The sequence below is a fragment of the Collinsella tanakaei genome, from assembly GCF_016900375.1.
Lineage (GTDB): Bacteria > Actinomycetota > Coriobacteriia > Coriobacteriales > Coriobacteriaceae > Collinsella.
Genome location: NZ_JACJKB010000013.1, coordinates 63,995 through 83,174, shown reverse-complemented (window position 1 = coordinate 83,174; position 19,180 = coordinate 63,995). Strand labels below are relative to the sequence as shown.

The following is a 19,180-nucleotide window of genomic DNA, read 5'->3' as shown; positions in this document are numbered from 1 at the left end:
GTAGCCGGAAGGCGCCAACGTGGCCCGCGGGCCACGTTGGCGCCTTCCGGCTACGTCCCCAGAGAGGCCAGGCCCCGCGGGTGAAATTTAGGGGACCTGTCCCAAACTTGCAGGCGGACGGGGAGCTTGAAAGCTCCCCGTCCGCCTGCAAGTTTGGGACAGGTCCCCTAAATATCACCTAGGCGACGGTAACGCCGAGAAGCTCTGCTAGGGAGATTGCCTGCTCGGGGCTGACCGTGAGGCCACGCAGTTCGGATCGGTTGGCCGAGAGCACCGGCGCCGCGAAGGTGCATGTCGACACGTCCACGCCAGAAAGCGACGTGCCGAACACATCGAGCCGCGTAAGGTCGCAGCCCTCGAGCTCGATGCTCCGCAGGCGCGCCCGCTGCAGCGCCGCCTCCACGAGCCGCCCGCCGCGCACGCGCAGCCGGTCGATCTTCGTCTCGGAAAGGTTCGCGTAGCTGAAGTCGCTCTCGAGAATCGCCACGCTCGCGAGCCGCGCCTTCATGAGGCTCAAACCCGGTGCGGAGCAATCGCGGAAATCCACATGGTCGAGCCAGGCGCGATCCATCGTGCAGCGCACGAAACGGCAGCCCGAGAAGCGCACATCGCGCAGGGCGCAACCTGAGAAATCGACGCCGTCGAACACGCAGCTGCGAAAAACCACGGTCTCGAACGTCGCCTCCTGTGCGTCATCGTAAGCAAGCTCGAGACCCACGAAGGCCGTGTTGGACACGACCGCCTCGCCCTCGGCGAAGCGGTCGAGCAGCTCCTCGCTGTCCATATGGCTGCCGAGCGCCTCGGGCACGCGCGCGAAACCGTGCCCCGTGCGTCCCCCGCGCCCGGCAACCCCGTGTCCCGTCACAGGTACTTCCGCCAATCGTCCTCTTCCTCATCGTCCGCATCGGCAGCAGCCTGCTCGGCGGCAGCAGCCGCGGCGCGGGCCGCCTGGGCGTCGGCAAACGACTGGGCGTTCGCCTCGGGGAATGCCGCCAGCGCGTGCTCGAAGCGGGCGAAGTGGTCGTCGAAGCGCGTGGAGGGAACGGCGAACACGACCTCCTCCACCCCGTGGGTGCCGGCAGCCAGCTCGGCGCGGAAGAGCTCCGCGACCTCGCTCGCGTCCCAGCCGAAGGCGCCGCATCCGTAGGCGCCGAGCACGACCTTCTTGATGCCGCGCGCGTCCAGGATGGCGAGCACGAAGCGGATGCGCTCGCGCATGGCGTCGGCGAGGACGTCGTCGGCGATCTTGTACTCGGCGCGGGCGCGCTTGGCGTTGGGCGCCGCCGCCACGATCACGTCGGCGTACGCGTGCACCTTGCCGCGGCCGAAGCGGACCGCCGGCACGAGCAGCGCGCGGTTGCGGTAGAGCTCGCAGTTGATGTTGCGGCGGCGGTTCTCGGTGTACCAGTCGCCGAAGCGCTCGAGGACGTTCGCCAGATACGACTCGCGGCAGAGCGACTGCTCCTGTCCCGCGTTGCCGCGCGTGTAGCCGCCAGCGGGGCTCACGAACGAGGCGAAGTCGAGCACCGCGAGGTCACAGAAGTTGGCACGGCCGCGTCCGCGCTCGAGGATCACCGTGGCGGCGTCGGCATCGACGACGCTCACCTGGGGCACGCAACCCTCCACCTCGGCGGCGGGGATGCCGTCGTAGCGGACCGTCCCCTCAAACGATCGGTCGATCTCCTTCCCGTAGCGCTCGGCCATCTGCTGCGTGTGGCGCTTGGCCGCCTGCGCGCGGGCTTCCTTCCGGGGGTTGGTGGTGCGCTCTGCCATGGTTCTCGCTCCTTCGTCGACATTACCTGCTGCCCATGATAGGCCATCGCCCGGACGGCGCGCACCCGAAGACCCGAACTCCCCGCAAGCGGTGCGCTGGCCTCATCGGGGACGTAGCCGGAAGGCGCCAGGGCGTGAAAACAGGACAGGGGTTATTTCACATGGGGCGGCGATTACGCCGCCCCATGTGAAATAACCCCTGTCCTGTTTTCACGCCCTGGCGCCTTCCGGCTACGTCCCCGATGAGGCCAGCCACCAACCGGACGCGCGCTCGAATTATCTGATGTGACGGTGTTAACGCGCCGCCCGCGGGGGCCGCGCCGCCACTTTTCTGTATCATGTGGTGAGTTCCGGGGCCCTGGCAGCACAAGCCCGCGCAGGCAGCGCCGCCAGCCGACCCGAAACGCATCGTTACCTATCCGAAACCGGTGAAATCGTCTGACTATGGACTTCGTCATTCCATATATCTGCGTGGCCGCGGCGGCCTTCATCACCACCTTCGCGTGCGTGCCGCTCGCCAAGCGCATCGCCATACGCCTTGACGCCGTCGACTACCCCTCCAAGCGCCGCATCAACAAGGTGCCCATCCCCCGCATGGGCGGCATCGCGGTGTTCGCGGGCCTGATCGTCGCCTTCATCGTGCAGCTGCTGGGCACCTGGTATCTCGGCTGGCCGCCCGTCCTCGTGCCGCACCCCAGCATGGAGATCAACTATCCCCTGCTCGGCATGTCGTTCCTGCTCATCTTCCTCACCGGCGCCATCGACGACGTCATCCAGCTGAGGCCCCGCGCAAAGCTCGCGGGCCAGCTCATCGCCGCCGGGTGCGCCGTCGCGAGCGGCGTGGCCATCCACTCCATCGTGAACCCCTTCGGCACCGACTACATCCAGCTCGGCTGGTTCGCCTACCCCATCACCGCCATCTACCTCGTGGCGTACACGAACATCATCAACCTCATCGACGGCCTGGACGGCCTCGCCGCGGGCATCTCTTGCATCGCCGCGCTGTCGATGTTCTCGTTCGCCGTGCTCGCCGGGCGCGTCGACGCCGCGGCACTCGCCCTGGCGCTCGCCGGCGCCTGCATCGCCTTTCTGCGCTACAACTTCCACCCCGCGAGCATCTTTCTGGGCGACTCGGGCGCGCTGCTGCTCGGCTTCGCCCTAGGCACCGTGTCGCTGCTGAACGTGTCGCGCACCGCGGCGCTCACCTCGCTCATCATCCCGCTCGTCGTCGCCGGCGTGCCCATCATCGACACGCTCGCAGCCATCATCCGCCGCATGCGCGCGCACGTGAGCATCGGCCAGGCCGACAAGGGCCACATCCAGCACCGCCTCATCCAGGAGGGCTACGACCAGCGCCAGGCGGTGCTGCTCATCTACGCTTGGTGTATCCTGCTGTCGCTCGGTGCCGCCGCCATCAACCAGGCTGACATCTGGCTGCGCATCGTGATCTTCATCGTGCTCCTCGTGAGCTCGGCGGCCTTCGCCATGCGCCTGCACATGTTCGAGCCCGTGCTGCGTCACCATTACAACCCCAAGACGCAGCAGGACGAGATCGTGACCCCCGACAATCCGGCGTTCGCCGAGGAGGAGGCCGCCCAGCGCGAGCTCAAGCGCGAGATGCACGAGCAGCGCCGCGACAGCCTCGAGAAGGTGCTTCGCCGCGACCGTTCCGATAAGAAGCGATAAGGAGAGATTCGACCCATGCCCAACGAACGCAGCTACGAGACCGCGCTTGAGCGCAGTAACCAGATCCGCGCCGACCTGGCGGAAAACCCCGGCAAGTACACCATGCTCACCGGCGACCGCCCGACCGGCCGCCTGCACCTGGGCCATTACTTCGGCACCCTGAAAGGCCGCGTCGAGCTGCAGAACATGGGCGTGAACACGAGCGTGCTCATCGCCGACTACCAGGTCATCACCGACCGCGACACCACCGAGCACATCCAGGACAACGTGTACAACATGGTCATGGATTACCTCGCCTGCGGCATCGACCCCGAGCGTACGATGATCTACGCGCACTCCGCCGTGCCCGCCTGCAACCAGCTCATGCTGCCGTTTTTATCTCTCGTGTCCGAGGCCGAGCTGCAGCGCAACCCCACCGTCAAGGCCGAGATGGAGGCATCCGGCCATGAGCTCACCGGCCTTCTGCTCACCTACCCGGTGCACCAGGCCTGCGACATCCTGTTCTGCAAGGGCAACGTCGTGCCCGTCGGCCGCGACCAGCTGCCGCACATCGAGCTCACGCGCCTGATCGCTCGCCGTTTCAACAACCGCTATGGCAAGGTGTTCCCCGAGGTCGACGCCCTGCTGTCCGACACGCCGCTACTGCCGGGCCTCGATGGCCGCAAGATGAGCAAGAGCTACGGCAACGCCATCTCGATCTCGATGACGGCCGAGGAGACGGCCAAGCGCATCAAGAAGAGCCAGACCGACTCCGAGCGCATGATCACCTTCGACCCCGAGAACCGCCCCGGCGTGTCCGGCCTGCTGTCCACCGCCGCGATTTGCACCGGCCGCAGCGAGGTCGAGATCGCCGAGGAGATCGGCATGGGCGGCTCCGGCCAGCTCAAGAAGTACGTGACCGAGGCCGTGAACAGCTACTTCGAGCCGATCCGCGAGCGCCGTCACCAGTTTGAGAACGACCTCGACTACGTGAAGGACGTGCTTGCCGAGGGCAACCGCCGCGCCAACGAGATCGCCGAGGCGACCCTTGCCGAGGTCCGCGAGGCCATGGGGATGGTGTATTAGTTCCGCGGTTTTGACAAACCGCGGAACCTGGTCGACGCTCGCTGGCTGAGTACTCGACCCACAATGCCCACTTTTTTGGGACGCGTGAAGGAGATGGCGATGTATAGGCTTGTGGCGAGCGATATGGACGAGACATTCCTGGGGGCCGGACACCTCGTGCCGCCGGCGAATGTCGAGGCGCTGCGTCGCATGCGCGAGCTCGGCGTGCTGTTCGTGCCCAGCTCGGGCCGCCCGTACCGCTCCATCATGTCGAGCCTTGCCGGCATCGACCCGGCGCTTCTGGCGGACAGCTACGTCATCTCGTACAACGGCGGCTTCATCAACCGCTATGGCGACGACACTCCCCTGCTCTCCACCGTCATGGACCGCGATGTCCTGCGCTGGCTATACGCCTACGCCGTTGAGCGCCGCATCTGCATGCACGTCTACACCGAAAGCGGCCGCATCCTCACCCAGTTCGTGAACGACGTTGAGCGCGGCTACATCGCCAACCTGTCCGATATCGAGGAGCTTTCCGACGACGCCGACGCCATCGAGGCGGCCGGCGGCGAGGAGTTCCCCAAGATCATCTTCATGGACCCCGATTTCTCGCGCATGAAGGCGCTGGGCGCGAAGCTTCGCCCTGCGCTCGACCCCGCGCTCGTGGACATCACCTACTCCTCCAACCGCTACGTGGAGTTCGTGCCGCACGGCGTGAACAAGGGCACCGGCTTGGCGCACCTGGCGGACCTGCTCGGCATCGATATCGCCGAGACCATCGGCGTCGGCGATTCCGAGAACGACCGCGCGATGATCGAGGCCGCGGGCCTGGGCGTGGGCGTGGCGAACGTATCGGACGACATGCGGCCCTGCTGCGACCTCGTGCTCGACACCTGCGCCGACGACGGAGCCTTCCCCGAGCTCGTTCGCCGCGTGATCGAGCCTGCCTGCGGGGATTTCTCCGCACGCTAGTTTTCCGGCTGCCGACGCGCGGAACCGCGGGACACGGCGCGCTGCTAGCATGAAGGCGTCCCGTCCGATTCGATTGCGAGGGAGCCACCGATGGCCAGCGTTCCGTTTTGCACCTGCACCGACCATGACTGCCCGTTCAACCCGGTGAACCACGACCAGGGCTGCACGCCCTGCATCGCCAAGAACCTGCGCGAGCACGAGGTCCCCACCTGCCTGTTCAAGGCGGTCTCACCCGACAAGCTCCCCGAGGACACCGACGACTGGTCGTGGGAGAGCTTCGCGCGCCACGTGCAGGCGCACCGGGCGTAAGGCTGTGCCGCGATCATCTGCCGTCTGCCGCGCTTCCCCACCGCTTTCGACACACATGAAAGTGCCCCGCCGTCCCGTGGATGGCAGGGCACTTTCATGTACAACGTTGATCGCACAGAGGGGAGGGATGCAATCAAACTCGGCGGAGAGGCTTTTTTCATCGCCTGTTACCTGCTCCGTCGTTGAGTTAACTATAGTAAACTGATGGGGAGATGTCCACGACGGACCCTTCGTTCACAGGCTCTCCATAAGTTAGCCATGGGTAACCGTTTGGAATGCCGAGCGACGCTGCGGCCGCCGCGCGCTACGATAGTGGGGCAACCAAACCGCCGAAAGCGCGGCACCAAGAAAGGGGCGCTTATGGCGCAGACGACGAATCGCGAGGGCTTCTTCGCCCGCGTGTACGAGACGGTCGAGCAGATTCCCGAGGGGTTCGTCGCCACCTACGGGCAGATCGCCAAGCTCATCGGCGAGCCGCGCCGCGCCCGCTACGTCGGCTACGCGCTGCACGCCAACCCCCGACCCGGCGTGATCCCCTGCCATCGCGTCGTGTTCGCCGACGGCCGTATCTGCGAGGGCTTCGCCTTCGGCGGCGCCGGCGTCCAGCGCTCGCTGCTCGAAGGCGAGGGCGTCGTCTTCCGCGACGCCGACCACGTGGACCTCAGCGTCTCCCGCTGGCCTGCCGGTCTCGAGTAGCGTGAAAGTTTGGGACCTGTCCCCAAACTTTCACGTAGAGGGAAAGCCAGATGAGCGAGACGCAAAAGCCGCCGAGCACGTCGGAGGCGTAGTGGACGCCCAGGTAGATGCGGCTGATGCCGATCATGAGGATGATGAGCGAGAACGCTGCGGTCAGCACCGCGCGCTTGCGGCGATCGCTCTCATAGTGCCAGATGAGCCATACGATGAGGCCGTAAAACGCCATGGCCGCCATGGAGTGGCCGGAAGGAAAGCTGAAGCCGGTCTCGGTCACCAGGCGGAATCCCTCGGGGCGCGGGCGCTGGACCAGGCTTTTGATTGCAAGGTTCAGCAGCGTCACAAGCACGAGGTTCACCGCGCAGCACCATCCCGGACGGCGCCCCGGCGCGAACGCGATGATCACCAGCAGCATGGCGACGAGCACCGTGGGCGTCGCCAGCGCCGAGAAGCCCTCCATGACGGGCGTGAGCCAATCGGCACGCAGGTGCTCGACGATCAGGGTGTAGGCCGCCGTGTCGATGCGCATGATCTCGCCGCGAAGCACCTCGAAGAGCAGGAACAGGAAGATCGCGGAGCATACGGCGATCGTCAGGACAAGCCGGTTGTCGCGCACGAACGCGCCGATCCGCCCGATGACGCCCTCGGCTCCCTCGAGCTCGTTTCTGCATCCGCCCTGCGGCTCAAGATCCTGCATGTCTCCCCTTCCGTGCCGAGGCGGCGCGCCGCCGGGACGTCGACCGTCCACATGAGCGCCCCCCTCGTCTGCAGCTGCAACACACACGGTACCCGTGAAGGGCATCCGGCGGCACGGCGGCGCGTACAGGTCTGTGCGCCGGGCAAAATCTCCACAGCCTGCAACGTTCGGCTTGCACCCCATACCACCTGCGGCGCTTTTGTCCACGACCGTCCGCCACCTGCCTGTTTGACATATGTCCACGCGAGCTTCTATTATCGAACAGACGTTCTAGAAGGCGGCGATTGCCGGAAGGGAGGCGGCCATGGGCGCGGATACGGGACGCATCTACCTGTGCATCGACCTCAAGACCTTTTACGCCTCGGTGGAGTGCGCCGACCGCGGGCGCGATACGCTCAGCTGCAACCTCGTGGTCGCCGACCCTGACCGCGGGCGCACCACGATCTGCCTGGCCGTATCGGCCGCCATGAAGAAGCTCGGCGTGCGCAACCGCTGCCGCCTGTTCGAGATCCCCGAGGGCATCGACTACATCGTGGCCAAGCCGCGCATGCGCCATTACATGGAGGTTTCCGCCAAGATCTACGGCATCTACCTCGAGTACGTGAGCGCCGACGACATCCACGTGTACTCGATCGACGAGTGCTTCATCGACGCCACGCCCTACCTCTCGCTCTACCACATCGACGCCCGCACCTTCGCGCGCGAGCTCATGGACGCCGTGTACGCGCGCTGCGGCATCCGCGCCACGGCGGGCATCGGCACGAACCTCTTTTTGGCCAAGGTGGCGCTCGACATCACGGCCAAGCACGTGGACGACGGCATCGGCTACCTCAACGAGGAGCTCTTCCGCCAGCAGATCTGGCGGCACCGGCCCATCACCGACATCTGGGGCATCGGCCCCGGTATCGCCGCACGCCTGGCCAAGTACGGCGTGGAGGACCTCATGGGCGTCGCCGCCCTCGACGAGCGGATCTTGTACCGCGAGCTGGGTGTGAACGCCGAGTACCTTATCGATCACGCCCACGGCGTCGAGCCGTGCACCATCGCCGAGATCCACGCCTACCAGCCGGAGGCGAGCTCCATCGCGAGCGGCCAGGTGCTGCCGCGCGCCTACACCTACGAGGAGGCGCGCACCGTGCTGCGCGAGATGGTGGACTCGTCGGTGCTCGACCTGGTGGACAAGCGCGCCGTGTGCGACGGCATATCGCTCTACGTGGGCTATGCGGACGACCGGCGCGACCTTGCGCGCCTGGGCGCAAGCGGCAGCGCGCGGGTGACCGACACCTGCGGGCAGGTGCGCGAGGCGACCGGCGACCTGCTGCCGGCGAACACGGCGGTTCCGACGGGCGCGGCAGCGGACGGGCGCCCGGGCAGTCCGGCCGCAGACGGAAGCGTTACGCCGCCGCCGGGCTACCGCCGCACGACCGACGCGGTTCGGGCCCGCCAGGCCGCGCGCACCCCAGACGATGCGGGGGCGGCCACCGTCTTTATTGGCGAGCACGGCAAGCGGACCGTGCGGGGCAAGCGCGCCTACGGATACGCCGAGGCCTCACGCAAGCTTGGCGAGCGGACGAACTCCTTCAAGCGGCTGATGGCGCGCTTCGACGCGCTGTACGCCGAGATCGTAGACCCCGCGCGCCCCATCAAGCGCGTGAACATCGGGTTTGCGAACCTGCTGCCCGAGGAGTTCGCCACCACCGATCTGTTCCGTGATGAGGCGGCCGAGCAGGCCGAACGCGACCTTGCGCACACGGTGCTCGCCGTGCGCGACCGCTACGGCAAAAACGCCCTGCTCAAGGGCACAAGTTACAAGCCTGCCGCCACCGGGCGCGAACGCAACGAGCAAGTGGGAGGACACCATGCCTAGCGACCGCAGCGCACGCCGCATCTCATCGCCGTGGGGCGAGCTCGAGTTCACGCCGGTCGGCACGGGCTCCGAAAGCGCGGCGAGCGCGCCGGCCGATGGGAGCTCACGCCCCGCGCTGCGAGCCGACGGCCGGCCCCGCGCAAGCCGCGCCGCGCAGTTCATGCCCTTCGCCGCGCTTACCGGCTACTACGACCTCGTCCGCGAACAGGAGCGCGTCGCCGAGCCGCGCCACGAGCTCACCGAGGAGGAGGCCGAGGAGCTCTCGCGCGCCATCATGCAGACCCGTCGCGGCGATCTTGTGCGCATCACCTATTACGACCGCGGCGGCTACCAGACGCGCGCCGGCGTGGTCGAGGCGATCGACCCCGTGCACCGCAGCCTGCGCCTCGGCCAGCAGTCCGTCGCCTTCGACGACATCTGGAAGCTCATCCGCGCCTGATGTCCACTTTCAGGACGGAGATGTTTTGGGACATACTATGGCTTTGCGACGTAGTATCCCGCGTCGCGCACGGCGGCCTCGCAGGCGTCCACATCGATCGGATGCTTCGCGCGGACGTGTGCCGTCTTACCGGCCAGATCGACCGTAGCCCAGGTGCCATCGATGGCGTTCAGGGCATTGGCCACATTCGCGGCGCATCCCTCGCAGCTCATGCCGCCGATCGGAAGATCGATCGCATAGGGATAGTGAGCCTCGTCGGTATCGGTGACCTTGACGGCTCGAACCTTGCGGCTGCTCGTGCCACTCGTGCAGCAGCTCTCCCCCTTCGTGAGCCCACCGATCGCGCGGCGCACGCCAGCGATCAGCCCGATCGCCACGATAACGAACACGATGATGTTTCCCGGTGTGAGGATCTCGCCCATAGCAGCCCCTTCCCGACAGCGCGCACGGACGTGACGCTATAAGTAATCCATGTCTTACTTCTCTTCTCTACTCTAGCGCAAGGGAGCACGCAACGCGGGAAAAGTTTGAGATCTCTTACTTGTCCACTTTCAGGACGGAGATGTTTTCGGCCACCCGCGTAGGCAGACCTCTCTGGAGGTGAAATTTAGGGGACAGGTCCCAAACTTGCAGGCAGACGGGAAGCTTCCAAGCTTCCCGTCTGCCTGCAAGTTTGGGACCTGTCCCCTAAATTTCACCTTCCGGCTGCGTCCGGATGTCCCAAAACATCTCCGTCCTGAAATTGGACATCGGAATTAGTTTGTTAAGGCTTACTTTTTTTCTTGACGGAGCGTTGCAGAACCTATAAGTTTGCTTTGGGTAACTTACCTGACAGCTCAGCACGACGGAACCAGGAGATGCCATGACCCGTACCATCGACGAGGCAACGCTTGGGCGCGCCATCGTGCGCCATTGCTCCCCTACGCTTGCTGGACTCAAGCCCGCAAGCCTGTTCACTTTTCCTGGGGACTTTTCCGATCACGGCGATTCTGGGGCACGATGCCACGACCTCCAGCAAGCCATCCGCGTCTGCGCACGCCAAATCGAGCCGGCAGGCCTTTCCATCCATGTGCTTGCCTGGCGCTCGTGCGGCGCACTCGTCTACGTATATCGGGCAGACGAGCTCACGTCCTACCTGACCGACCCACGCGCCGCACACCCGCTGGCGCGCATCGGCTATCGCGTCGACTCGCTCGACGCGTGCCTCGAGACGCTCGGTGCGCGGCTCTCCTCGATGGGTGGCAGCGCCCGTCGTAAAGCCACCGGCGCATCCGAGCCCTGCCCGTGCGCTCAGGACGGATGCTGCCGCGACTTTCCCCACGAGCTTGGCTTCTTCCTCGGCTACCCCTACGCCGACGTCGAGGGCTTCATCGCCCATGGCGGCCGCGACTACCTCGCCGTCGGCCCCTGGAAGGTATATGCGAACCTCGAGGGAGCGCTCGCCACGTTCGCGCGCTTCCGCCGCTGCGCCGATGAGCTGCGACGCGCCCATCAAAGCGGGTGCGGCCTCATGCAGCTCGCCGTAGCCACCCCACGGTAACCCGTTCGGAAGCATCCGGACTTGAACACATACAGAAAGGATCATCATGAGCAACATCGCAGTCGTCTTCTGGAGCGGCACCGGCAACACCGAGGCCATGGCAAACGCGGTGGCCGAGGGCGCCGCGGCCAAGGGTGCCGAGGTCGAGACCGTGCAGGCGGCCGACTTCACCGCATCGAGCGTCGCGAGCTTTGACGCCATCGCCTTCGGCTGCCCCGCGATGGGTGCCGAGGAGCTCGAGGAAGGCGAGTTCCAGCCCATGTGGGACGACGTCAAGCCCGAACTCGCCGACAAGAAGATCGCCCTGTTCGGCAGCTACGATTGGGGCACCGGCGAGTGGATGGACACCTGGCGCGAGGATGCCGAGGACGCTGGCGCCAACGTGGTGGATACCGTCATCGCGAACAACGAGCCCGACGACGAGGCGCTTTCCGCCTGCAACGAACTCGGCGGGTCGCTGGCATAACCGAGTGCCCGCCACCGGCGCCGCAGTCGCCCCGGGCAGCCCCGCTGGCCTCTCTGGGGACGTAGCCGGAAGGCGCCACCGCGTGAAATCGGGACAGGGGTTATTTCACATGGGCCATGTGAAATAACCCCTGTCCCGATTTCACGCGGTGGCGCCTTCCGGCTACGTCCCCAGAGAGGCCAGGCCCCGCGGGTGGCCGAAAACATCTCCGTCCTGAAAGTGGACATGGGCTGGGTACAATGGGTGCAGCCATAGCTGCAAACGAGAGGGGTACCCATGGACGATGTCAAGCGCACCGCCTGGCGCACAACCGCCGAGACCGTGATCAAGAACCTGAAACGCCGCAATATGGAGGGCTACTACTGCGACACCGCCGAGGAGGCCGTGCAGCTCGTGTGCGGCATGATTCCCGCCGGCGACTCCATCACCTGGGGCGGCTCGGTCACCTTCACCGAGAGCGGAATGCGCGCTGCGCTCGAGGCGGGCGACTGGCGCATGCTCGACCGCTCGACGCCCACCACGCCCGAGGAGCAGCGCGAGATGTGGCGCGACCGCGCAAGCGCCGACTGGTTCTTCATGAGCGCGAACGCCCTCACCGTCGGCGGCGAACTCGTGAACATCGACGGCAACTCCGACCGCCTGTCACTTCTGCTCCATGGCCCGGAGCACGTCGTCGTGCTCGTGGGCATGAACAAGCTCGTGGCCGACGTCGACGCCGGATTCAAGCGCATCCGCACCACCACCTGCCCGCTCAACGCCGCGCGCCTGCACACGAACACGCCCTGCGAAGTCGCGGGCGCGTGCTCCGAGTGCCACAGCGAGCACTGCATGTGCTGCGAGATGGTCGTCACCCGCCACTCCCGCCACACCGGTCGCATCAAGGTCGTGCTCATTGGCGAGAATCTCGGGTATTAAGATAGAGCTATAACGAAAGATCGCGGGGGCATCGGACGGATGCCCCCGCCTTTGCAGACGGCAGGAAAGGCTGCGTATGTACGATTTCAACTTCTGGTCTCCCACCCGCTTCGTCTTCGGCCGCGGTGCCACCGACCGCACCGGCGAGGAGCTTGCCCGCCTCGGCTACAAGAACGTCCTGATCGTCTACGGCGGCGGCTCCGTCGTGCGCACGGGCACGCTCGACCGCGTCAAGGCCTCGCTCGACGCCGCGGGCATTACCCACATCGAGCTGGGCGGCGTGCGCCCCAACCCCGAGATCGCCTCCGTGCGCGCCGGCATCGAGCTCGCGCGCGAGCACAAGGTCGACCTCGTGCTGCCCGTGGGCGGCGGCTCCGCCATGGACGCCGCCAAGGCGATCGCGCTCGGCACCCCTTACGAGGACGATGTCTGGGACTTCTTCGCCAAGCGCGCCGTGCCCGCCGAGCACATCCCCGTGGGCTGCGTGGTCACCATCCCGGCCTCCGGCTCCGAGGCGTCCAACTCCTGCGTCATCAGCAACGACGAGCTGCACCTCAAGAGCGGCTGCAACACCGACCTCAACCGCCCGGTGATCGCGATCCTCGATCCCGAGCTCACCTTCACCCTGCCGCCCTACCAGACGGCGGCCGGCATCACCGACATGATCGCCCACATCATGGAGCGCTTCTTCTCCGGCGCGCCGGCGGTCCCCGTGACCGACAACATCGCCTGCGGTATGATCCGCGCCGTCATCGACGCCGCGCCGCGCGTGATGGAGGACCCCGAGGACTACGACGCCCGCGCGAACATCATGTGGGTGGGCACGCTCGCGCATAACGGCCTTGCGGGAAACGGCCTCATGATCCCGGGCAGCGGCCGCGACGGCGACTGGTCGTGCCACGGCCTGGAGCACGAGCTTTCGGCCTTCGACACCACCATCACCCATGGCGCCGGCCTCGCGGTGATCTTCCCCGCGTGGATGCGCTACGTGTGGCGCGAGCACGCCGAGCGCTTCCTCGAGTTCGGCAGCCAGGTCTTCGGCATCGAGCCCATCGACCCCGAGGTCGACGACCTGTCCGACATCGATGTGGAGATCACGCCCGAGCTCGCCGTCGAGTACGCCGTCGAGGCGACCATCGACGAGCTGCAGGAGTTCTTCGTCTCGCTCGGCATGCCGCGCACCCTGGGCGAGCTCGGCATCAAGAAGGAGGATATCGACGCGCTGCTCGTCGGCCTCAAGATCAACAAGGGCGAGCAGTTCGGCACGTTCCGTCCGCTCACCCTCGACGACGCGCGCGCCATCTACGAGAGCGCACTGTAGGGCCTCGCCAGCATGAACCCGACCCTTTAGCAGGGCCCCTCCGTTCATCGGAGGGGCCCGTTTTCATGTCACCCGAAACCGCTCGAGCGCCGCGGGCGGGCGCCAAGCCTCAACCGATGATGGAAGGGTGGCGCCGCAGCGCACGACGTGAGATTATGCAAACCCGGAAACGAATTGACAGGCAGGCGCATCGCGCAGGAAGGGCCCCTTATGCTGCACCATCTCATCTCCCGCAGGCAGTTCATCGCCGCCGGTGCGCTCATCGCCGCCGGCGCGGCGACCAGCGCGTGCTCGACCACGCCGACAGCGCCCGGTTCCGCCGGAGCAGCGGATAACGGACAGGGTTCCACCCCGGCAGAGCAGCCGCAGGATACCGAGATCGTCGAGCCCGAACCGGAACCCGAGCCCGAGCCCCAGAGCGCAACCGACCGCCTGCTTGAAACCATGACCATCGAGCAGAAGGTGGCCCAGCTCTTCATCGTCACGCCCGAAGGCCTCACCGGCGCGAGCGTCGCCACCATCGCCGGCTCCATGACGGCCGACGCCCTGGCGCGCATCCCCGTGGGCGGCATCTGCTACTTCGGTCAGAACATCACGGGCAACCAGCAGCTGCGCGACCTGCTCGCCGGCACGCTCGAGCTCTCGCGCAACTCCGGCGCGGGCGTGCCTGCCTTCCTTTCGGTCGACGAGGAGGGCGGAAGTCTTGTGGCACGCGTCGCGAACTCGGGCCACTTCGACGTCCCGCACTTCCCCAACATGATCGAGATCGGTGCGACCGGCGATCCCTCCCGCGCCGCCGAGGTCGGCACGCAGATCGGCACCTACCTGCGCGATATCGGCTTCATCGTCGACTTCGCCCCCGACGCCGACGTGCTCACCAATCCCGAGAACCCCGTCATCGGCGCGCGCTCGTTCGGCTCCGATGCCTCCGTGGTCGCACAGATGGTCTCGGCCGAGGTCGAGGCCATGATGGCCACGGGCGTCGCCCCTTGCGTCAAGCACTTCCCCGGCCACGGTGACACGGCGGGCGATTCGCACACCGGCGCCGTCTACACCGACCGCACCGCCGACGAAATCCGCGCCTGCGAGCTCGAGCCCTTCCGCGCAGCCATCGCCGCGGACGTCCCGTTCGTCATGGTCGGCCATATCGAGACGCCGAACTTCGCCGACGACGGCCTGCCGGCGTCGCTTTCGCCCTATATGATCGGCACCGTGCTGCGCGAGGAGCTGGGCTTTGACGGCGTCGTCACGACCGACTCGTTCTCCATGGGCGCCATCACGCAGAACTTCGCGCCCGACGATGCCGCCGTGCAGTTCCTCGTCGCAGGCGGCGACGTCGTGCTCATGCCGGCCGACCTTGAGCTTGCCTACACAGGTGTGCTTGACGCCATCGAGACCGGCGTGCTCACGGTCGAGCGCATCGACGAGAGCGTCCGCCGCGTGCTGGCACTCAAGGAGCGCTTGGGGCTGATTGCCTAGCGCGGGCGGAGGGCACCTGGAAATCGTATCCCGGTTAATACGCAACATATATGCGCTTGCTTTTGGACCCTACCGCAGCGGCAGATTCCGCAAGCGGCGGACACCGGGCGCGCCCTAGCCGCGCTGCAGCCCGCGCAGAAGCTCGATTTCCGCCGCGTAGCCGGGCAGCTCGTTGGGAGTCTCCAGAATAAAGGGCAGGTCGCGCAAGGCGGGATGCGACACGATGCGCGAAAAGACATCCGGACCACCGCCCAGCTCGGGCGAACCCAGATAGCCCTCGCCGATCTTGGCATGGCGGTCCTTGTGCGCACCGCGCGGGTTCTTGGAATCGTTGATGTGCACAGCATGCAGGCGCTCGAGGCCGACCACCCGATCGAACTTTGCGAGCACGCCGTCGAGGTTGCCGATGATGTCGTAGCCCCCGTCACTCACATGACAGGTATCCAGGCAGACGCCCAGGTGCTCCGCCAGCTGGGGCGCGCGGGCGGCAACGCCTTCGATGATGGCCTCAAGCTCCTCGAAGCTGCGCCCGACCTCGGTGCCCTTGCCCGCCATGGTCTCCAGCAGCACGGTCGTGCGCATGTCGGCGAACATCACCTGGCAGAGCGTGTCGACGATGAGCTCGATGCCCGCCTCGGCCCCCTGCCCCACATGTGCTCCGGGATGGAAGTTGTAGTAGTTGCCCGGCAGCGCCTCCATGCGCTTGAGGTCCTCGGCCATGGCCTCGAGCGCGAACTCGCGCGCCCGCTCCTTTGCCGAGCACGGGTTATAGGTGTAGGGCGCATGCGCCACGAGCGGGCCGAAGCCGTTATCGTCGAGGATTCGCTGCAGAGCGGCCACGTCGTCCAGATCAAGCTCCTTCGCGTTGCCACCGCGCGGGTTGCGCGTGAAGAAGGCAAAGGTGTTGGCGCCGATGGAAAGCGCCGTCTGCCCCATGGCGGCAAATCCCTTGGATGTAGACAGATGACAACCGATGGTGAGCATGGCGAGCCCTTCGGGTAGGAAACATGGCCATCGCATTGTAATGTAAGAACGCTCCTCCTGAGGAGCACACCCCATCGGCTTCACCTTAGGTCCGCCGTACAGGCAAGGTGAAGCCCTGCAAAACGAATTGTCTGGTTTCTCACCGAGCATCGCCGTCGAAAGCGCCTGCGAGGAGGATCAACTCCCCATCAGAGGCGCCCATGAGTGCCCCTGGCAAAATTGTGTTTGATTTTTACGTCTCCATTTCTCACGGGCTGGATAGCCCGCAACAAAGCCCCAGGATTCAACTGCGGAAATGCCAGGCGATATAGCGACGATGAAGAAAAGGCACCGAAAAATCGTACAGAATAATAGTTAGGTCGGTCGAATCGCCCCGAGTCGCCACAACTTCGATCGACAGTCTGCCAAGAGGGAGCCGGCATCGCCCCTAAACGCACGCCGCTATGCGATAGCAGCGCCCTCGAGCTTGAGCAGGGCGCGCTTGCGGTCGACGCCTCCCGCATAGCCCGTGATGGCGCCGTTCGCTCCCAGCACGCGGTGGCAGGGCACGATGATCGAGATGGGATTGCGCCCGACGGCGCCGCCCACGGCCCGCGCCGACGCGTGCGAACCGAAGCGATGCTCAAGCCCACGCGCCAGCGCACCGTACGTCGTCGTCTGGCCGTACGGGATCTCAAGCAGAAGCCGCCACACGCGCTGCTGAAACGACGTGCCCATCAGATGCAATGGCGGCAGGCCGCTCGGGTTATCGCCAGCGAAATACGCGTCGAGCCACGCACGGGCCTGCGCAAGAACACGAGCCTGCGCCTCGTCGCCCGCATTGCCCGGACGCTCGAGACCGCCCGCCACCGTATGCCGCACCGACCCGAACTCGCCATAGTGCCGCTGGCCTGCGAACCATGCGCCCGCAAGACCCTCGACGTCTGCCGCAAGCACGAGTCCGCCCAGCGGGGAGTCGTAGGCCTCGGTTCTCATCACGCTCGCGCCTCCCTATCACGTCGCGGCGTCGAGGCGGCCGGCCTCCTGGGTGCCCAATCGCGCATGCCAGGAACCGCACCGCCCGCGATCGCCCACAGGTACAAGCTCGCGACGCTGCCATAGGGGCTATAACGCCGCCGATACTTGGCAAACAGCTGCGGCGTGATCTTCCGGTGATGATAGAGCATGCGCATGCCGCGCTGTATGGCCAGGTCGTCGTAGGCCAGCACGTCGGGCCGCTGCAGGCAGAACAGCAAGATCATCTCCGCCGTCCAGCGGCCGATGCCCTTGAGCTGCGACAGCGCGGCGATGGCGTCCTCGTCCGACATGGCCGCTACAGCGTCGAGGTCAAACGCCCCGCTCTCCACCCGCTCGGCGAAATCCAGCAGGTAATCAGCCTTACGAAATGTCATACCCAAGCCTTGCAGCCCGTCGCGCCCGCACGCGAGCACGGATGCCGGCGTCACCTCGCCCAGCCGCCCGCACATGCGCGCCCAGATGGTCGCCTGCGCCTTCGTGGAGATCTGCTGCCCGATGATGTGGTGCATGACCGACGAGAACAGGTCGCCATCGACCTCACGCTCCACGTGCCCGATCGCATCGATCGCCTCCGCCAGCCGCGCATCACGGCTTCGCAGGTACGCAAGCTCGGTCTCGCCGTATTCGAAGCAGGCCATGAACACCTCCACGCACAAAAATACCGCCCCCATTGTGGCACAACGGGGGCGGAGCTCGGTCGCAGCACTCGGATCGGCCGCACGCTACACGCGGTCGGCGATCTCCAGCACCAGGCGCTCGGTCTTCTCCCAGCCAAGGCACGCGTCGGTGATCGACTTGCCGTACACGCCGCCGTCGACCGGCTGGTTGCCGTCCTCCAAGTAGCTCTCCACCATGAAACCGCGCACGAGGGTGCCGATCGCCGGCGAGCGGCGGCAGGAGTCGAGCACCTCCTTCATGATGCGGATCTGCTCGAGCGGACGCTTGCCGGAGTTGTCGTGGTTGCAGTCGATGATGGCCGCGGGGTTCGCGAAATCGGCCTCGGTGTACTTGGCCGCCAGGCGCTCCAGGTACTCGTAGTGGTAGTTCGGGTAGTTGAGCCCGTCCTCACCGATGTAGCCGCGCAGCACCGCGTGGGCGAACTTGTTGCCCGTGGTCTCGACCTCCCAGTTGCGGAACAGGAAGGTCTGCGGCTGCTGCGCCGCGTAGATGGAGTTCAGCATGACATCGGTCGAGCCGCCGGTGGGGTTCTTCATGCCCACGGGCATGGGCACGCCGGACGCCACCAGGCGGTGCTCCTGGTTTTCCACGGAGCGCGCGCCCACGGCGATGTAGCCCAGAAGGTCGATCAGGTACTGGTAGTTGGAGGGGTACAGCATCTCGTCGGCCGTGAACATGCCGGTCTCCTCCACCACGCGCAGGTGCATGCGGCGGATGGCCTTGACGCCCTCGAGCAGGTTGGGTGCGCCCTCGGGGTCGGGATTGTGCAGCAGGCCCTTGTAGCCGGTGCCCTTCGTGCGCGGCTTGTTGGTGTACACGCGCGGGATGATGACGAACCGGTCGCGCACGCGGTCGGCAAGCGCGGCCAGGCGCGTCGCGTACTCGAGCACCGAGTCCTCGCGGTCGGCCGAGCACGGGCCGATGATTAGCAGACGGCGCGGGTCCTTGCCGGCAAGCACGTTTGCCACCTGCGCATCGAAGGCAGACTTCTTGCGCGCCATGTCATCGGAAAGCGGCATCTCCTGGCGGATATCCTTGGGGATGGGCAGCAGGCGCTTGAAGTGCATGGACATGGGCGTCTCCTTCATGGGCATCGAACGTGCGCGAGCGCGCAGGGGCATACGGAAAATCATGTAACGGCGATTATCGCGCGACCGCCTTATCGCGCAAAAGGGCATATGGTACCGAAACCAAAATGTTTACAAACGGTTGCAGGTTCCTCGGCCGGCGTTGCCGTTTGTGCGGCAAACGGCAACGCCCTGTTACCGATGCGTTACCGGTGGCACACCCGCCGCACGCG

At 66.0% G+C, this 19,180-nt stretch carries 20 protein-coding genes; 12 read left to right on the top strand and 8 right to left on the bottom strand.

The window, feature by feature from the left end:
- Positions 1-178: 178 nt before the first annotated feature.
- Positions 179-880 (bottom strand): pentapeptide repeat-containing protein, encoded by a 702-nt coding sequence (locus tag H6A16_RS08655; RefSeq protein ID WP_239458299.1) that lies wholly within the window; start codon positions 878-880, stop codon positions 179-181.
- Positions 862-1,773: a TIGR02452 family protein gene (locus H6A16_RS08650; protein WP_204618229.1), complete on the bottom strand. Its 912-nt coding sequence runs from the start codon at positions 1,771-1,773 to the stop codon at positions 862-864. Before H6A16_RS08650 ends, H6A16_RS08655 begins: the two co-directional genes overlap by 19 nt.
- A 444-nt stretch (positions 1,774-2,217) precedes the next feature.
- Here H6A16_RS08650 and H6A16_RS08645 point away from each other — a divergent pair, with 444 nt between their 5' ends.
- The 5 genes from H6A16_RS08645 to H6A16_RS08625 all read left to right on the top strand — a co-directional run bounded on the left by H6A16_RS08645 (position 2,218) and on the right by H6A16_RS08625 (position 6,480).
- A complete protein-coding gene (locus tag H6A16_RS08645; protein WP_204618227.1) occupies positions 2,218-3,459 on the top strand; it encodes an MraY family glycosyltransferase in 1,242 nt (413 codons plus the stop codon).
- A 15-nt stretch (positions 3,460-3,474) separates the two neighbouring features.
- On the top strand, positions 3,475-4,524 hold the full coding sequence (gene trpS, locus H6A16_RS08640) for a tryptophan--tRNA ligase (protein WP_204618225.1): 1,050 nt from the start codon (positions 3,475-3,477) through the stop codon (positions 4,522-4,524).
- Between the two features lie 99 nt (positions 4,525-4,623).
- Positions 4,624-5,475: a Cof-type HAD-IIB family hydrolase gene (locus H6A16_RS08635; protein ID WP_204618223.1), complete on the top strand. Its 852-nt coding sequence runs from the start codon at positions 4,624-4,626 to the stop codon at positions 5,473-5,475.
- A 90-nt stretch (positions 5,476-5,565) separates the two neighbouring features.
- Complete coding sequence (locus H6A16_RS08630) at positions 5,566-5,784, top strand: DUF6485 family protein (protein ID WP_204618221.1); 219 nt, start codon at positions 5,566-5,568, stop codon at positions 5,782-5,784.
- Between the two features lie 360 nt (positions 5,785-6,144).
- Positions 6,145-6,480, top strand: a complete 336-nt coding sequence (locus H6A16_RS08625) for an MGMT family protein (RefSeq protein ID WP_204618219.1) — start codon at positions 6,145-6,147, stop codon at positions 6,478-6,480.
- Here H6A16_RS08625 and H6A16_RS08620 read toward each other — a convergent pair.
- Complete coding sequence (locus H6A16_RS08620; RefSeq protein WP_204618217.1) at positions 6,446-7,174, bottom strand: phosphatase PAP2 family protein; 729 nt, start codon at positions 7,172-7,174, stop codon at positions 6,446-6,448. The two genes, H6A16_RS08625 and H6A16_RS08620, sit on opposite strands and share 35 nt — an antisense overlap.
- Before the next feature lie 304 nt (positions 7,175-7,478).
- Between H6A16_RS08620 and H6A16_RS08615 the strand changes: the two genes are divergently transcribed.
- Complete coding sequence (locus tag H6A16_RS08615) at positions 7,479-9,041, top strand: DNA repair protein (protein WP_204618215.1); 1,563 nt, start codon at positions 7,479-7,481, stop codon at positions 9,039-9,041.
- Entirely contained in the window at positions 9,034-9,480 is a 447-nt protein-coding gene (locus H6A16_RS08610; protein ID WP_204618213.1) for a YolD-like family protein, read from the top strand. The genes H6A16_RS08615 and H6A16_RS08610 overlap by 8 nt, the downstream gene beginning before the upstream one ends.
- A gap of 35 nt (positions 9,481-9,515) precedes the next feature.
- Here H6A16_RS08610 and H6A16_RS08605 read toward each other — a convergent pair whose 3' ends face one another.
- The gene (locus tag H6A16_RS08605; protein ID WP_204618211.1) at positions 9,516-9,902 is read right to left on the bottom strand and encodes a heavy-metal-associated domain-containing protein; all 387 of its coding nucleotides are present in this window, start codon (positions 9,900-9,902) and stop codon (positions 9,516-9,518) included.
- 440 nt (positions 9,903-10,342) lie between these two features.
- Here H6A16_RS08605 and H6A16_RS08600 point away from each other — a divergent pair, with 440 nt between their 5' ends.
- The 5 genes from H6A16_RS08600 (at position 10,343) to H6A16_RS08580 (ending at position 15,201) form a co-directional block, all read left to right on the top strand.
- Complete coding sequence (locus tag H6A16_RS08600; protein WP_204618209.1) at positions 10,343-11,020, top strand: DUF3793 family protein; 678 nt, start codon at positions 10,343-10,345, stop codon at positions 11,018-11,020.
- Between the two features lie 46 nt (positions 11,021-11,066).
- Complete coding sequence (locus H6A16_RS08595; protein WP_204618207.1) at positions 11,067-11,486, top strand: flavodoxin; 420 nt, start codon at positions 11,067-11,069, stop codon at positions 11,484-11,486.
- Positions 11,487-11,762: 276 nt separating this feature from the next.
- Positions 11,763-12,401, top strand: a complete 639-nt coding sequence (locus H6A16_RS08590) for a lactate utilization protein (protein ID WP_204618204.1) — start codon at positions 11,763-11,765, stop codon at positions 12,399-12,401.
- Between the two features lie 76 nt (positions 12,402-12,477).
- Positions 12,478-13,722, top strand: coding sequence for an iron-containing alcohol dehydrogenase (locus H6A16_RS08585; protein ID WP_204618201.1), 1,245 nt, complete (start codon positions 12,478-12,480; stop codon positions 13,720-13,722).
- Between the two features lie 210 nt (positions 13,723-13,932).
- Positions 13,933-15,201 (top strand): glycoside hydrolase family 3 protein, encoded by a 1,269-nt coding sequence (locus H6A16_RS08580; RefSeq protein WP_204618200.1) that lies wholly within the window; start codon positions 13,933-13,935, stop codon positions 15,199-15,201.
- Positions 15,202-15,315: 114 nt separating this feature from the next.
- Here H6A16_RS08580 and H6A16_RS08575 read toward each other — a convergent pair whose 3' ends face one another.
- From H6A16_RS08575 to H6A16_RS08560, 4 genes are all read right to left on the bottom strand, one after another.
- Entirely contained in the window at positions 15,316-16,185 is an 870-nt protein-coding gene (locus H6A16_RS08575) for a deoxyribonuclease IV (RefSeq protein ID WP_204618197.1), read from the bottom strand.
- 441 nt (positions 16,186-16,626) lie between these two features.
- The gene (locus H6A16_RS10930; RefSeq protein WP_204618236.1) at positions 16,627-17,160 is read right to left on the bottom strand and encodes a methylated-DNA--[protein]-cysteine S-methyltransferase; all 534 of its coding nucleotides are present in this window, start codon (positions 17,158-17,160) and stop codon (positions 16,627-16,629) included.
- Entirely contained in the window at positions 17,160-17,840 is a 681-nt protein-coding gene (locus H6A16_RS08565) for a DNA-3-methyladenine glycosylase family protein (protein ID WP_204618195.1), read from the bottom strand. Before H6A16_RS08565 ends, H6A16_RS10930 begins: the two co-directional genes overlap by 1 nt.
- A gap of 84 nt (positions 17,841-17,924) precedes the next feature.
- Positions 17,925-18,953: a 3-deoxy-7-phosphoheptulonate synthase gene (locus H6A16_RS08560; protein WP_204618193.1), complete on the bottom strand. Its 1,029-nt coding sequence runs from the start codon at positions 18,951-18,953 to the stop codon at positions 17,925-17,927.
- Between the last annotated feature and the right edge of the window lie 227 nt (positions 18,954-19,180).